Genomic DNA, 13,328 nt, shown 5'->3' with positions numbered 1-13,328 from the left:
ATCAGCTGCCGGACGCCGCGCGGTCGATGAACAGGCTGCCCTTGGTGACGATCTGCTCGCCGGGTTTCAGGTTGCTCGTGACCTCGACGAGGTTGCCGTTGATGAGACCGATCTTGATCTGGCGCAGCTCGACCGATTTGTCCTCGCGCGCGACCCAGAGGCGAACCTTGTCGGCTTCATAGATCAGCGCCTGCTTCGGCACCGCTGGCGCGGCGCGGTCGCCAGCCGAATAGATCGTGACATTCGCGAACATTTCCGGCTTCAGCAGCCCGTCCTTGTTGTCGATGGTGGCGCGGACCAGCAGGCGACGGGCGGTGGGGTCGATCGCGGCGGCGACGTAGTTGATCTTGGCGGTGAACGGACGGCCCGGCAGCGCCATCACATTGACGGCGATGTCCTGCCCGATGCACACCGCGGCCGCATCGCTCTCGCGCACGAACGCGGTGAGCCAGACCGTGGAGAGGTCGCCGACCACGAAGACCGGATCGCTGGCGCCGGAATTGACGTATTGGCCCGGGCCGATCTTGCGCTGCACGACGGTGCCGGAGATCGGCGAATAGATCGTGATCTCCCGATCGATCACGCCCTTTTCCTGGAATGTCTTGATGGCCTCGTCGGTGAAGCCGAGGATGCGCAGCTTGTTGCGCGCGGCTTCCAGCGCCGTCACCGAAGAGCGCATGTCGTTTTGCGCCTGGATCTGGGCCGCTTCCGCCTGCTGGTAATCCTTCAGCGGAATGGCATGGCCCTCATAAAGGTCCTTGGCGCGCTTGAACTGGATATCGGAGAGCTCGAGCGCCGACCTCGCCTTGTTCTGCGAGGTCATCGCCGCGATGAAATCGTTCTGGGCCTGCACGGTGTCGGCCGCTTCGATTGTAAACAGCGGTTGACCTTGCTTCAGCATCTCGCCCGGCTTGGCCAGCAGCTTGGTGACCCGGCCTGCATAGGGCGAGAACACCGGCGTCGAGCGGTCCTCGTCGACCGCGACCTTGCCCTCGGTGACATACTCGGCCCGGAAGCTCTTGGCCTTGACCGGCTCGATCGTCAGCGTCGCCCATTCGGACGGCGTCGGCGTGAATGTCTGCGCATTCCTACGCGACTGGCTCGAGATCTCGGAGTGCTTCTTCTTGGATCCCGAAGAAAGGAAGCCGTACGCACCGGCGCCGGCAAGAGCTAGCAAAACTACGGATGCGATCACTCGTTGTTTTGTAAGCACCTGCAATCGTTTGGTCTCTTCAACTACCATGGGGCCCGGTCGTGTCTGCGACGATCTCGGCAAACGGCTGCCTCATCGGTCGCGCTAATAGTGCCGAATTGGGATTTCAAACAACCTAAAAAACGCTCGGCCCCTTGCGGTTGGCGCTAAAATTTCGCGACTTGTCAGCTTCCTGTCAGCTTCGCACCGGCCACTGCGCCGGATGACTGCCGAGCGGCATCGCGGGACGGCTCCATTGTGCCGGCGTCGCCGACAGCACTGCCGAATGACGCACCGCCTTCAGCGTGCCGAAGCCAGATGGCATGCTTTCGATGAACGCAGCATGTACGGCCTCACCCGTAAGATCCGGGGCGTTCAGTCCGCCGTCGAGCCGGCCGAGACTCCAAAGCCAGCGTCCGGTCTGCGCCAGCGACACGCGCACGTGCCAGCTGCCGCCTTCGCGCGCCTGGCGTGCTTTGGCGATCATCGCGCCGAACGCCATCAGATAGCCGGTGGCGTGGTCGAGTATTTGCGCCGGCAATTCCTTGGGGCCGTCGATGCCGGCAGCTTGCCCCTCGGCATGGTTGAAGCCGGTCGTGGTCTGCACCAAGGAGTCGAAGCCGCGCCGCTCGGCCCAGGGGCCGGTGTGGCCATAGGCCGACAGCGTGACATAGACGATGCCGGGATTGATTTGCGCTGCGTCCTCCGGCGAAAAGCCGAGAGCGGCGAGCGCGCGCGGACGATAGCCTTGCGAGAAGATGTCGGCGTCCTTCAACAGCTCGCGCAGCTGCGCCCGCCCGGCTTCGCTCTTCAGCTCGATGAAGGTGGTGAGCTTGCCGCGTCCGGTATCGATGGTGAGCCAGGGGATGGCGGGCAGCTCCGGCCCCGACACCAGCAGCACGTCCGCACCGTGCGCAGCGAGCGTGCGGCCGGCGACCGGACCCGCGATGACGCGGGAGAGATCGAGCACGCGAAGGCCTGAGAGCGGGCGATGGCCTTTCGGCCACGGCTTTGGCCGGGCCTCGCCGATCCGCTCGATCGAGACCAGCGGCAATTGCGCGAGCGCACGCGCCTGCGATAGCGCGGACCATTCGTCGTAACTGCGCATCAAGGCGACAACGCCGCCTGCGGCGTAGGCCGCAGTTTCGAAATCCTCTCCCTTCCATTGCATCAGCGCGGCCTGCACCTTCCCACGCTCCGCATCGCAACCAAGCACCTTGCAGACGACGTCGCGATGATGCGGGAAATTGGTGTGGCAGCGGACGAAGCGGCCATCGCCGGTCCTGTAGACGCCGGCGATCGCGTCCCAGGCCGGCGGCGGCGGTTTGTCGTCGACGCGCAGGTAACGCTCGGAGCGGCATTCGGCGACGGCGTGGCGCATGTCGACATGGACGTCCTGCGTCTCACCGCTGCGCAGCCGCCAAATCTCGGCGGCGGCGAGCCCGCCGGCGGCTATCGTCGTCTGGCCGGCGACGGCGACGCGAAACGAGGATGGGATCTGCGGCTCGCTGCCGGTCAGCCGCACGCGATCGAGCGCGGCCTCGTCGCCGCCTGCGGTGGTCCAGATGTCCTTGAGAATATCGGCGGGGCTTTGCATGGCCGCTTCTCTCCCTTGCAGTTGAGCATGATCTTTCGGAAAACCGCTGCACACTTTTCCGGATCATGCTGTATTTTTTACGACCATCCATCAGCACATAAGGGAATGCAATGGCCGCCATCGATCCCCTCATCGCAGGTGCCGTGTTCATCGCGACGGCGGCCACCGACGCCGTCTATGTCATGTTCACCTCGGCCGTGATCGCGCGCAAGCGCATCCCCGCGGCGAACTGGAGCGCGGTCTGGTACCTGCTCTCCTCTTACGCCGTGATCAGCTACACCGAGAACGCCTTCTATGTCGCCTTCGCCGCGATCGGCTCCTGGGCCGGCGCCTTTGCCTCGCTGACCTTCCTGCACCGCCCGCCCGGCGGCCCGCCGGTCGGGGCGGCGCCGGAGTGAGGGGCCCTCATGTCTCTCCTCGTCATTGCGAGCGCAGCGAAGCAATCCAGAATCGTTCCACGGCGGCAGTCTGGATTGCTTCGTCGCAAGAGCTCCTCGCAATGACGACGTGGAGGCTTCTGGGCGTCTCGCGAAACAGCTACAGTCCCTGCGACCAACAAAGGGAGCTAACAATGGATCTCGGTCTCAGAGGCAAGAACGCCGTCGTGCTCGGCGGCACGCGCGGCATCGGGCGGGCGATTGCGGCGGCGCTGGCCGGCGAAGGCGCCAATGTCGCGGTCTGCGCGCGCAACGCGGATCAGGTTGCGGCCACCGTCGCGGAGTTGAAGGCGAGCGGCATCCGTGCCACCGGCGGCCCGGTCGATGTCACCGACGGCGCGGCGCTGAAATCCTGGATCGAGGCTGCAGCAAAGGAGCTCGGCGGCATCGACATGCTATTCTCCAATGCCGGCGCAATGGCGCAAGGACACGATCCCGCATCCTGGGAGCAGAATTTCCGGCTCGACGTGCTCGGCGCCGTGCACGCCTTCGATGCCGCGCGGCCGTTCCTCGAGACAGGCGGCGCCAGCAGCGGCGATGCCGCCTTCGTGATCATCTCGTCGATCGCCGCGGCGCAGGCGGACACGGCCAGCTCCTACGGCCCGATCAAGGCCGCGCTGATCCACATGGCCAAGGGACTGGCGCGGCAATACGCGAAGAAGAAGATCCGGGTCAACGTGGTCTCGCCCGGCACCGTCTATTTCAAGGGCGGCGTCTGGGAGATGATCGAGAAGAACATGCCGGAGCGGTACCAGGACGCGATGAAGCGCAACCCGACGGGCCGCATGGCGACGCCGCAAGAAATCGCGAGCGCGGCGGTGTTTCTGGCGAGCCCGGTGTCGGGGTTCACCACGGGGTCGAATCTCGTCGTGGATGGGGCGATCTCGAACCGGGTGAATTTTTGAGGGGCGGCATCATCATCGAAGAACTTGTAGGGCGGGCAAAGCGAAGCGTGCCCACCGCTTTCGGGACGAGACCCCTAGAAGGTGGGCACGGCGCTATGCGCCTTTGCCCATCCTACGGCAACTTTGCTGGAGGCGAAGAGCCTCAATGAAAATCCCGCGACGGCGGCAGGATGCGGACGTTGCGGGGGTGACGGATTTTTTGCGCTGGCATGTCCGTAAGCGCGCGAGGGTCTTCGTTCAGCGGTTCGACCACGGTCGCGCCTGACGGCACCGGATGCTTGCGGCTGAGCGCATCGTTGGCGAGGCCGACCAGATCGTGCGAGCGGTCGACCATGCGCTGGGCGATGAGATGTGTCACCTTCTCGGGGCTGCTCTGGATATAGCCCTCGACCAGGATGAGGCGCGCGCCCATCACTTCTTTCCGGTACTGCTCCATGATCTTGGGCCACACCACGACATTGGCGATGCCGGTTTCGTCCTCCAGCGTCATGAACACGACGCCGCTGGCGCTGCCCGGCCGCTGCCGGACCAGGACCACGCCGGCGCAGCGGACGCGGCGCCGCTCGTTCTCATGGCTGATGTCCTTGCAGGCGACGATGCGCTCGCGCGTAAACATCTCGCGCAAAAATTCCATCGGATGGCCCTTCAGCGACAGCCGGATGGTCTGGTAGTCCGCGACCACCTGCTCGGCGCGCGGCATCACCGGCAGCGGCTTTGCGCCTTCGTCCGGCTGCTCGCGCGCGGTCGCCGCCTCGAACAGCGGCAGCGGCACGTCGTCGGGCAGCCGCCGCACCTGCCACAACGCCTCGCGGCGGTCGAGCCCGAGCGAGCGGAACGCGTCGGCATCGGCCAGCAGGATCAGCGCGCGCTTGGGCAGGCCGGTGTCGCGGGCAAAATCTTCCAGCGAGGTGAAGGGTCGGCGGTTGCGGGCGGCGACGATGAGGTCGGCCCAGTCCTTTTCGACGTCATTCCGGGGCGTCGCGTCAGCGACGAACCCGGAATCCATTCCGCCTGGCGTATGCGGCCCGATGGATTCCGGGCTCGCGCCTTTCGGCGCGCCCCGGAATGACAGCTGGGAGCGTTTCAGCCTCTCCTCATCTTCATCCAGCCAGTGAAAACCGTCGATCTGGCGAAAGCCGAGGCGCACGGCACAATATTCTCCGCCAGTGTTCTCCAGCGTGTTCTGCGCAAAGCTGTAGGACACATCGATGTCGCGCACTTCGACGCCGTTCTTGCGGGCATCGCCGACGATCTGCGCCGGCGCATAAAAGCCCATCGGCTGCGAGTTCAACAGACCGCAGCAGAAGGCGTCGGGATGGTAGTGCTTCAGCCACGACGAAATGTAGACCAGCTGTGCAAAGCTCGCGGCATGGCTCTCAGGAAAACCGTAGGAGCCAAACCCCTTGATCTGGTCAAAGCAGCTTCTGGCGAAATTGGGGTCGTAGCCGCGCGCGACCATGTTGCCGATCAGCTTCTCCTCGTATTGGCCGATGGTGCCGACATTGCGGAATGTCGCCATCGAGCGGCGCAGGCCGTTGGCTTCCTCCGAGGTGAAGTGCGCGGCCTCGATCGCAATGCGCATCGCCTGCTCCTGGAACAGCGGAACCCCGAGCGTCTTGTGCAGCACCTTGTAGAGTTCGTCCTTGTCGCCATGCTCCGGTGACGGCGCGGGATAGCTCACCTTCTCGAGCCCGTTCCGCCGCCTTAAGTAAGGATGCACCATGTCGCCCTGGATCGGCCCCGGCCGCACGATCGCGACTTCGATGACGAGATCGTAGAAGGTCCGCGGCTTCAGGCGCGGCAGCATGTTCATCTGGGCGCGGCTCTCGACCTGGAACACGCCGAGCGACTCCCCGGCACACAGCATGTCGTAAACTCTGGGATCGTCCTGCGGGACGCTCGCCAGCACGTAACGCTCACCCTTGTGATTTGCGATCAAGTCAAAACACTTCCTGATGCAGGTCAGCATGCCCAGCGCCAGCACGTCGACCTTCATCATATGAAGCGCATCGACGTCGTCCTTGTCCCATTCGATGAAGGTGCGGTCGTCCATCGCGGCATTGCCGATCGGCACGTAGGTGTCGAGCCGGTCCTGCGTCAGCACATAGCCGCCGACATGCTGGGAGAGATGGCGCGGGAATTCGATCAGCTCGGTCGCAAGCTCGACCGCGAGGTTGATCATGGGGTTTTGCGGATCGAGCCCGGCCTGCCTGACCTGCATGTCGTTGAGACCCTTGCCCCAGCTGCCCCAGACGGTGTCGGCGAGCGCGACGGTGACGTCCTCGGTCAGGCCGAGCGCCTTGCCGACATCGCGGATGGCGCTGCGCGGGCGGTAGTGGATGACGGTGGCGATGATCGCGGCGCGGTGGCGGCCATAGCGGCGGTAGACATATTGCATCACCTCCTCGCGCCGCGAATGCTCGAAATCGACGTCGATGTCGGGCGGCTCCAGCCGTTCCTTGGAGATGAAGCGCTCGAACAACAGATCGACCTTGGTCGGGTCGACCGAGGTGATGCCGAGCACGTAGCACACGGCCGAGTTCGCCGCCGATCCCCGCCCCTGGCACAAAATGTTCTGGCTGCGCGCGTAGTGGACGATGTCGTGCACGGTGAGGAAGTAATGCGCGTATTTCAGCTCGGCGATCAGCGCGAGCTCTTTCTTCAGCGTGGCGCGCAGCTTGTCGTCGATATCGTCGTTGAAATATTTCTTCACGCCGGCCCAGGTCAGATCCTCCAGATGTCCCTGTGCAGTCTTGCCCGGCGGCACCGGCTCGTCCGGGTACTGGTATTTGAGCTGGTCGAGCGAGAAGTCGATCCTGTCCGCAAAGCGCATGGTCTCCGCGATCGCCTCGGGGAAATCGCGGAACAGCCGCGCCATCTCGCGCGGCGTCTTCAGGAACCGCTCGGCATTGGCTTCCAGCTTCTTCCCGACCGCCGCGATCGTGGTCTTTTCCCGGATGCAGGTCAGCACGTCCTGGAGAGGACGGCGCGCGGGATGGTGATAGAGCACCTCGTTGGTCGCGAGCAGCGGCACCCTTGCTTTTGCCGCGAGATCATCGAGCCGCGAGAGGCGCCGCCGGTCGTCGCCGCGATAGATCAGGCTCGCCGCCAGCCACACGTCCTCGGCACGACTATCCCTAAGCTTTGCGAGAACATCCAGCGCCTGCGCCGGATCGAAGCGATGCGGCAGCGTCAAGACCAGGAGCTGGCCTTCCGAGAACTCGAGAAGATCAGCGAAGGTGAGATGGCACTCGCCCTTCTCGATCCGCATGATGTCGTCGCCGCGCTTGCCCCTTGTGAGGAGCTGACAGAGCCGGCCATAGGCGGCGCGGTCGCGCGGATAGACCAGGATGTCGGGCGTGCCGTCGATGAAGACGATGCGCGCGCCGATCAGCAGTTTCGGCTTGTGCAGCACCTTGTCATTGTCGAGCTCCTTGTAGGCCCGCACCACGCCGGCGAGCGTGTTGTGGTCGGCGATGCCGATCGCGGGGATGCCAAGGATGCTGGCCTGATGCACATAGGCGCGCGGGTCCGAGCCGCCGCGCAGGAAGGAGAAGTTTGTGGTGATGCCGATCTCGGCATAGGCGGGCGTATTCATGCGAAGAGACCGTGCACATACCAGCCGGGAGAAGCGGGCTTGCCGTCGCCGTCGAACACCTCTCCCTCGTAGAGACCGTCGCGAAAGATCCAGAAGCGCAGGCCTTCGGCATCCTCGATGCGAAAATAATCCCGCGTCAGCTGCTTGCCGTCCTGCCGCCACCATTCCATGGCGATGCGCTCGGGCCCCTCCACCCGCACCACCGCATGCAGCGCACGGCGCCAGGTGAATTGATGCGGCGGGCCATCCGGCACGGTCGCGAACGGCACCTTGATCGGCTCCGGCTTGTCGAACAGCCTTAAGGGACGCAGCGGCGGCTCGCTCTCGGTACGAACAGGCCATTCGGCCTGCATGGCAGCAGTGAGATGATGCTGGGCGGGGGCGGACCAAACCGCGCGTTCGGGGATATGGGTGTCCTGCGGCAGATGAACGACGACGCGCTTTCCGCCGATGCGGGCGGCGATGCGGTCGATCAGCGCAGCGAGCTCGTCATTGTCGTGGACATGCGCGTCGAGGTCGCGCTGCTCCTGAACCACGATCTCGGTGCGGCTCGCCGACAGCCGCACCATGTCGAAGCCGAAGCCGGGATCGAGCGGATCGGCGAGCGCATCGAGGCGCTCGCGGAACAGCCGGTCGATCACGGCGCTTCGCGTCACCGGACGTCCGGTCTCGACCGTGATCGCGCGCACCACGCCGTCGGTGCGGAAGAAGGCCGCTTCGAGACGGCGCGCGCCCTTGCCCTGCTTCTCCATGGACGCAATCAACGTGTCGGCAAGCCGCGACAGCGTCATCGCGATCATGGTGTCGGTCGCGATCGGCTCGGCAAAGCGCTTCTCCACGATGTAATCGGGCAATGGCTTGCGCGGGTTGATCGGCGCATCGCCCTGCCCCAGCGCATGCGCGAGCAGCGTGGAGAAACGCGCGCCGAACCGCGCCGTGATCTCGTGCGGCTCGCGCGAGGCGACATCGCCGATGGTCTTCAGGCCGGCGCGACGCAGGCCGGTGGTGATGGCCTCGCCCGCACCGAGCGCGGAGACCGGAAATGGACTGATCGCCTCCGCCTCCCCGCCATCGGCCACGATGGTGCCTGTCGCCTGCCGCGTCAGCGTGCGCGCGCAGACCGACGTGCCGGCGATCGCCGCGCTGACGGCAAAGCCCTGACGTGCAAGCGCGCGGACCAGTGTCTGCAACAGCGCAGCTTCGCCGCCGAACAGATGCGCGCAACCGGTGATATCGAGGAACAGCCCATGCGGCGGATCGAGCGCCACCAGCGGCGTGAAGCGGTCGCACCAATCGGCGATGTCGCTGAGCGTCTTCGCATCAGCGACAGGGTCGGCGTCGAACACACGCAAGTCCGGACACATCGCCCGCGCATTGGCGAGCGGCTGACCGATATACAGGCCGAGGCGCTCGGCGGCCTCGTCCAGCGCATGGATCACCAGCGCATTGTTGTCCTTGATGACGACGATGCTCGGCTCATGATTGGTTTTACCCAGCCCGGCGCTGTTGAAGAACCGCTGGATCCTGTCGATGGGCAGGCGCGGCAGCCACAGGCTGAGGATACGTCGACGGTTCACTGAATTGGCACTCATCACAATTCCATTCCATGATCCACCGGCCGCACGGGCCATGACGATTGCGCAAGAGCTCGGCATCGAACACCGGCGCGCCCCAGGCACTCCACACCGAGCCCGGCGGTGAATGTGCCGCACGCAGCATCCACCTGGTCTCCGCGGTCGAAGGCAGCGGCTGCGCGGCCATGCGCAATAAGAGGCCGGTGACGCCGGAGCCTTGCGCGGCCAGCGTCAGCTTGCGGCTCGCCACGAGATCGAACTGCCTGATCTCACCCCAGAGCTCGAGCACGACCGCACCCAGCGCATCGCAGGCGAGCGCGTCGGCCGAGGTGCGCAGCGCACTCTCGACATCGGCGGCGCGCACCATCACCACGCGGCGCGGATCGAGGCCGAGCTCGGCGAGCCCGCTCATCGACAGCGCGCCGGTTTCGATTTCCGAAAAATCCTGCCGCACCCACAGCAGCGGCCGGCGCGCGCTCACGCGTCCCGCAAGCCCGGTGACAAAACCCGTCGCGGCCGCGCCCTGGCGCCCCTCGCAAAACACCTCGTGGATCGCCGCGCGCGCGAGCCCGCCCTTCAGCGCGCTATCGGCCTCGCTGTGGCCGAGCGCGACGCGATCGCGCTGATGCACGATCTCCGCCGTCTCGATGCGCTCGATCTGGCCGCGCAAGATCGCAAGCGCGCTTCCACGTGCGCCGCTCATGCTCGCCGCTCCTTCAGAGGTGATTGCCGAGGTTCTCAAAAATAAGAACCTGCGGCTGGCTCATTTGTTCATGATATGTTCTAATATAAAGCTAACAGCGGCCCGAGAGTCAATCGAATTGGCGCTCAGTCGGATTCATGAGCGAAATCAAGAGGATTCATGTGCCATGTACCTCATCACCCTGGACAGCCAGACCGATTTCGACGGCTGGCGCAAAGCCGCACGCGCATTCGCGCTGCACCACGTCGCCCCGGCGGACGTGGAGTGGCACGTGCAAGGCCAAACGAAAGACCTGGGACCTGGCCTGTCCGAAGCGCCGAGCCTTCCGCCGATCGAAACCGAGAGCACGTTCACCGTGCCGGCCAATTTCATCGAGCTTGCCCGCATCGCGATCCTGTATCGCGGCGACGAGCGTTTTGCTCTGCTCTATCGCCTGCTCTGGCGATTGAAGGCCGATCACGACCTGCTCGCAACGATGAGTGATCCCGACGTAGCGCAGGCAACCACGATGGCAGGCGCGGTGCAGCGCGATGCGCAGCGGATGCGCGATCTCGTCCGCTTCCGCGAGATCGGGCGCGAGCAGAAGGCGCATTACGCCGCCTGGTTTGAGCCGGAGCATCATATCGTCGCATTCGCCGCACCGTTCTTTGCGCGTCGTTTTGCCGACATGCCCTGGTCCATCCTCACGCCCGACGTTTGTGCCCATTGGGACGGTCACGCGATCTCATTCACGCCGGGGATCAGCCGGACGGAGCGGCCGGCCCCCGGCCGCCTGGAAGAAACCTGGCGGCGCCATTTCCAACCCGACCGCCTGACGACGACCGACGCGCCGGTGAAACGCCGGAGGAACCTCGAGGACGCATCGATACTTGGACCTCTGCTCGCTGACGCCGAACGCTGGACCGGCGGACGCATCGTCCAGCGGCCGGAGACTCCGATGAAACGCAAGCCAGCTGCCGACGATCTCGAAACGCTCCGCGAGGAGGCCGCGCATTGCCGCGCCTGCCATCTCTACAAGGACGCGACGCAGACCGTGTTCGGCGAGGGCCCTGAGAATGCCAACATCATGCTGGTCGGCGAGCAGCCCGGCGACAAGGAAGACCTCGCCGGCCATCCCTTCGTCGGTCCGGCCGGCCAGATGCTCGACCGCGCGCTGGAGGAAGCCGGCGTCGACCGCAAGAAGGTCTATGTCACCAATGCCGTGAAGCACTTCAAATTCGTGCCGCGCGGAAAAATTCGCCTGCACCAGAAGCCGAACACACCTGAGATCCGGGCGTGCCGGCAATGGTATGAGCGGGAAGTTTCGGCAATCCAGCCGGATCTCATCGTGGCGATGGGCGCAACTGCAGCGCAGAGCGTATTCGGCAAGATCACCCCTATCGGCAAGAACCGCGGTCGGTTGATCGATCTTCCCGACGGACGCAAGGCGCTCGTGACGGTGCATCCGTCCTATCTGCTGCGGCTGCCCGATCCGGAAGCCAAGGTGCTGGAGTATCAGCGCTTTGTCGAGGATTTGAAGATCGCCGCCGGCTTGCAGAAGAAGGCCGCACGAGCTGCCTAAGTACTGACAGGAAAACGGCATGCTGGCATGAAAGCGGTTTTCACGCCTCGGTTGTCATGCAGCCTTCAAATCCATCGCGGACAATACCCTTACCTGAAAGTTAAGGGGCGTCCAGACATGACCGATGTAGCATTCGACCGCGCGGCAGCAGATCCCGCGCCCGTCCAGCCGGCCTCGCGGCCAAATCTCGACAAGGGCTTCAATCCGCTGACGATGATCCTGTTCTTCGGCGTCCTCGCCGCGGGCCTGCTGTTCGTCGCCTACAGCATCTATGTCGACGTCAGCGACACCGGCGCGCGGGTGACGACCTACCTGCCCTACATCCTCCTGTTCGTTGCGCTCCTGATCGCGCTCGGCTTCGAGTTCGTCAACGGCTTCCACGACACTGCCAATGCGGTGGCCACGGTCATCTACACCCATTCGCTGCCGGCCGAAGTCGCGGTGATGTGGTCGGGCTTCTTCAACTTCCTCGGCGTGCTGCTGTCCTCCGGCGCGGTCGCCTTCGGCATCGTCTCGCTGCTGCCGGTCGAGCTGATCCTCCAGGTCGGCTCCAGCGCCGGCTTCGCCATGGTGTTCGCGCTGCTGATCGCCGCGATCCTGTGGAATCTCGGCACCTGGTTCTTCGGCCTGCCCGCCTCCTCCTCGCACACGCTGATCGGCTCGATCATCGGCGTCGGCGTCGCCAACGCCGTCATGCGCGGCCGCGACGGCACCTCGGGCGTGGACTGGACCAAGGCGACCGAGATCGGCTACGCGCTGCTGCTGTCGCCCCTGTTCGGCTTCATCTGCGCCGCCACGCTGTTGCTGCTGCTCAAGTTCATCGTGCGCAACCCGGCGCTCTATTCCGCGCCCGAAGGCAACAAGGCGCCGCCGCTCTGGATCCGCGGCCTGCTGATCGCAACCTGCACCGGCGTCAGCTTCGCGCACGGCTCGAACGACGGCCAGAAGGGCATGGGCCTGATCATGCTGATCCTGATCGGCACCGTGCCGACGGCCTACGCGCTCAACCGCGCGCTGCCGGAATCCCAGGTCGTCCAGTTCCAGAAGACCTCGGATGCCGCCGCCAAGGTGATCTCGGCGAAGGGCGCCGGCCACAGCATCATCGGCGATCCCCGCCCCGCCGTGACGCAGTACATCACGCTGCGCCACATCAACGAGGGCACCTATCCCTCGCTCGCGGTGCTGGTGAAGGACGTCGGCGATCAGGTCGCCAAGTACGGCACGCTGAACAAGGTGCCGGCGGAAGCCGTCGGCAACACCCGCAACGACATGTACATGACCGCGGAAGCGATCCGGTTCCTGATGAAGGACAAGGAGAACGATCTCAACAAGGAGGAGATCGCGACCTTGAACGCCTACAAGGGCTCGCTCGACGCCGCCACGAAGTTCATCCCCAACTGGGTGAAGATCGCGGTCGCCATCGCGCTCGGCCTCGGCACCATGATCGGCTGGAAGCGCATCGTGATCACGGTCGGCGAGAAGATCGGCAAGTCCCATCTCACCTACGCGCAAGGAGCGTCCGCCGAGCTCGTTGCCGCGGCCACGATCGGCGCCGCCGACGTGTTCGGCCTGCCGGTCTCCACCACGCATGTGTTGTCGTCGGGCGTCGCCGGCACCATGGCGGCGAACGGTTCAGGCCTGCAATGGTCGACCATCCGCAACCTGCTGATGGCTTGGGTGCTGACGCTGCCCTGCGCGATCATGCTCTCGGCCACGCTCTACGTGATCTTCTCGCGGATGTTCTGAGAGCCTCTCCCTCTC

9 protein-coding genes are annotated in these 13,328 nt (G+C 64.9%); 4 read left to right on the top strand and 5 right to left on the bottom strand.

What is annotated here, in order from left to right:
* Position 1: 1 nt before the first annotated feature.
* Together JQ566_RS02375 and JQ566_RS02370 are read right to left on the bottom strand one after the other, a co-directional pair.
* A complete protein-coding gene (locus JQ566_RS02375) occupies positions 2-1,243 on the bottom strand; it encodes an efflux RND transporter periplasmic adaptor subunit (RefSeq protein WP_212369286.1) in 1,242 nt (413 codons plus the stop codon).
* Positions 1,244-1,388: 145 nt separating this feature from the next.
* The gene (locus JQ566_RS02370) at positions 1,389-2,789 is read right to left on the bottom strand and encodes a CoA transferase (protein ID WP_212369283.1); all 1,401 of its coding nucleotides are present in this window, start codon (positions 2,787-2,789) and stop codon (positions 1,389-1,391) included.
* Between the two features lie 110 nt (positions 2,790-2,899).
* Between JQ566_RS02370 and JQ566_RS02365 the strand changes: the two genes are divergently transcribed.
* Both JQ566_RS02365 and JQ566_RS02360 read left to right on the top strand, forming a co-directional pair.
* Positions 2,900-3,187 carry a hypothetical protein gene (locus JQ566_RS02365; protein WP_212369280.1) on the top strand — a complete coding sequence of 96 codons (288 nt, stop codon included), beginning with the start codon at positions 2,900-2,902 and terminating at the stop codon, positions 3,185-3,187.
* A 173-nt stretch (positions 3,188-3,360) separates the two neighbouring features.
* The gene (locus JQ566_RS02360; protein WP_212369277.1) at positions 3,361-4,131 is read left to right on the top strand and encodes an SDR family NAD(P)-dependent oxidoreductase; all 771 of its coding nucleotides are present in this window, start codon (positions 3,361-3,363) and stop codon (positions 4,129-4,131) included.
* 142 nt (positions 4,132-4,273) lie between these two features.
* On the opposite strand, the gene JQ566_RS02355 is transcribed toward JQ566_RS02360, so the two are convergent.
* The 3 genes from JQ566_RS02355 to JQ566_RS02345 are packed head-to-tail and all read right to left on the bottom strand — an operon-like array spanning position 4,274 to position 10,006.
* Positions 4,274-7,729 carry an error-prone DNA polymerase gene (locus JQ566_RS02355; protein WP_212369274.1) on the bottom strand — a complete coding sequence of 1,152 codons (3,456 nt, stop codon included), beginning with the start codon at positions 7,727-7,729 and terminating at the stop codon, positions 4,274-4,276.
* Positions 7,726-9,321: a Y-family DNA polymerase gene (locus tag JQ566_RS02350; protein ID WP_212369271.1), complete on the bottom strand. Its 1,596-nt coding sequence runs from the start codon at positions 9,319-9,321 to the stop codon at positions 7,726-7,728. Before JQ566_RS02350 ends, JQ566_RS02355 begins: the two co-directional genes overlap by 4 nt.
* Positions 9,218-10,006, bottom strand: a complete 789-nt coding sequence (locus JQ566_RS02345; RefSeq protein ID WP_212369268.1) for an ImuA family protein — start codon at positions 10,004-10,006, stop codon at positions 9,218-9,220. The genes JQ566_RS02350 and JQ566_RS02345 overlap by 104 nt, the downstream gene beginning before the upstream one ends.
* 166 nt (positions 10,007-10,172) lie before the next feature.
* On the opposite strand from JQ566_RS02345, the gene JQ566_RS02340 reads away from it, so the two are divergent.
* A complete protein-coding gene (locus JQ566_RS02340; protein ID WP_212369265.1) occupies positions 10,173-11,567 on the top strand; it encodes a UdgX family uracil-DNA binding protein in 1,395 nt (464 codons plus the stop codon).
* Between the two features lie 117 nt (positions 11,568-11,684).
* Entirely contained in the window at positions 11,685-13,313 is a 1,629-nt protein-coding gene (locus JQ566_RS02335; protein ID WP_212369250.1) for an inorganic phosphate transporter, read from the top strand.
* Positions 13,314-13,328: the final 15 nt, after the last annotated feature.

This window comes from Bradyrhizobium sp. SZCCT0231 (assembly GCF_018130245.1).
GTDB classification, from domain to species: Bacteria; Pseudomonadota; Alphaproteobacteria; order Rhizobiales; family Xanthobacteraceae; genus Bradyrhizobium; species Bradyrhizobium japonicum_F.
The sequence above is the reverse complement of the archived record's forward strand: the minus strand, read 5'-3'. Positions and strand labels throughout refer to the sequence as shown.

Excerpts from the sequence above, each read along its gene's own strand:
- JQ566_RS02340 (WP_212369265.1), top strand. The coding sequence starts at position 10,173 with ATGTACCTCATCACCCTGGACAGCCAGACCGATTTCGACGGCTGGCGC.
- JQ566_RS02360 (WP_212369277.1), top strand. The coding sequence starts at position 3,361 with ATGGATCTCGGTCTCAGAGGCAAGAACGCCGTCGTGCTCGGCGGCACG.
- JQ566_RS02350 (WP_212369271.1), bottom strand. The coding sequence starts at position 9,321 with ATGAGTGCCAATTCAGTGAACCGTCGACGTATCCTCAGCCTGTGGCTG.
- JQ566_RS02365 (WP_212369280.1), top strand. The coding sequence starts at position 2,900 with ATGGCCGCCATCGATCCCCTCATCGCAGGTGCCGTGTTCATCGCGACG.
- JQ566_RS02370 (WP_212369283.1), bottom strand. The coding sequence starts at position 2,789 with ATGCAAAGCCCCGCCGATATTCTCAAGGACATCTGGACCACCGCAGGC.
- JQ566_RS02335 (WP_212369250.1), top strand. The coding sequence starts at position 11,685 with ATGACCGATGTAGCATTCGACCGCGCGGCAGCAGATCCCGCGCCCGTC.
- JQ566_RS02355 (WP_212369274.1), bottom strand. The coding sequence starts at position 7,729 with ATGAATACGCCCGCCTATGCCGAGATCGGCATCACCACAAACTTCTCC.
- JQ566_RS02375 (WP_212369286.1), bottom strand. The coding sequence starts at position 1,243 with ATGGTAGTTGAAGAGACCAAACGATTGCAGGTGCTTACAAAACAACGA.
- JQ566_RS02345 (WP_212369268.1), bottom strand. The coding sequence starts at position 10,006 with ATGAGCGGCGCACGTGGAAGCGCGCTTGCGATCTTGCGCGGCCAGATC.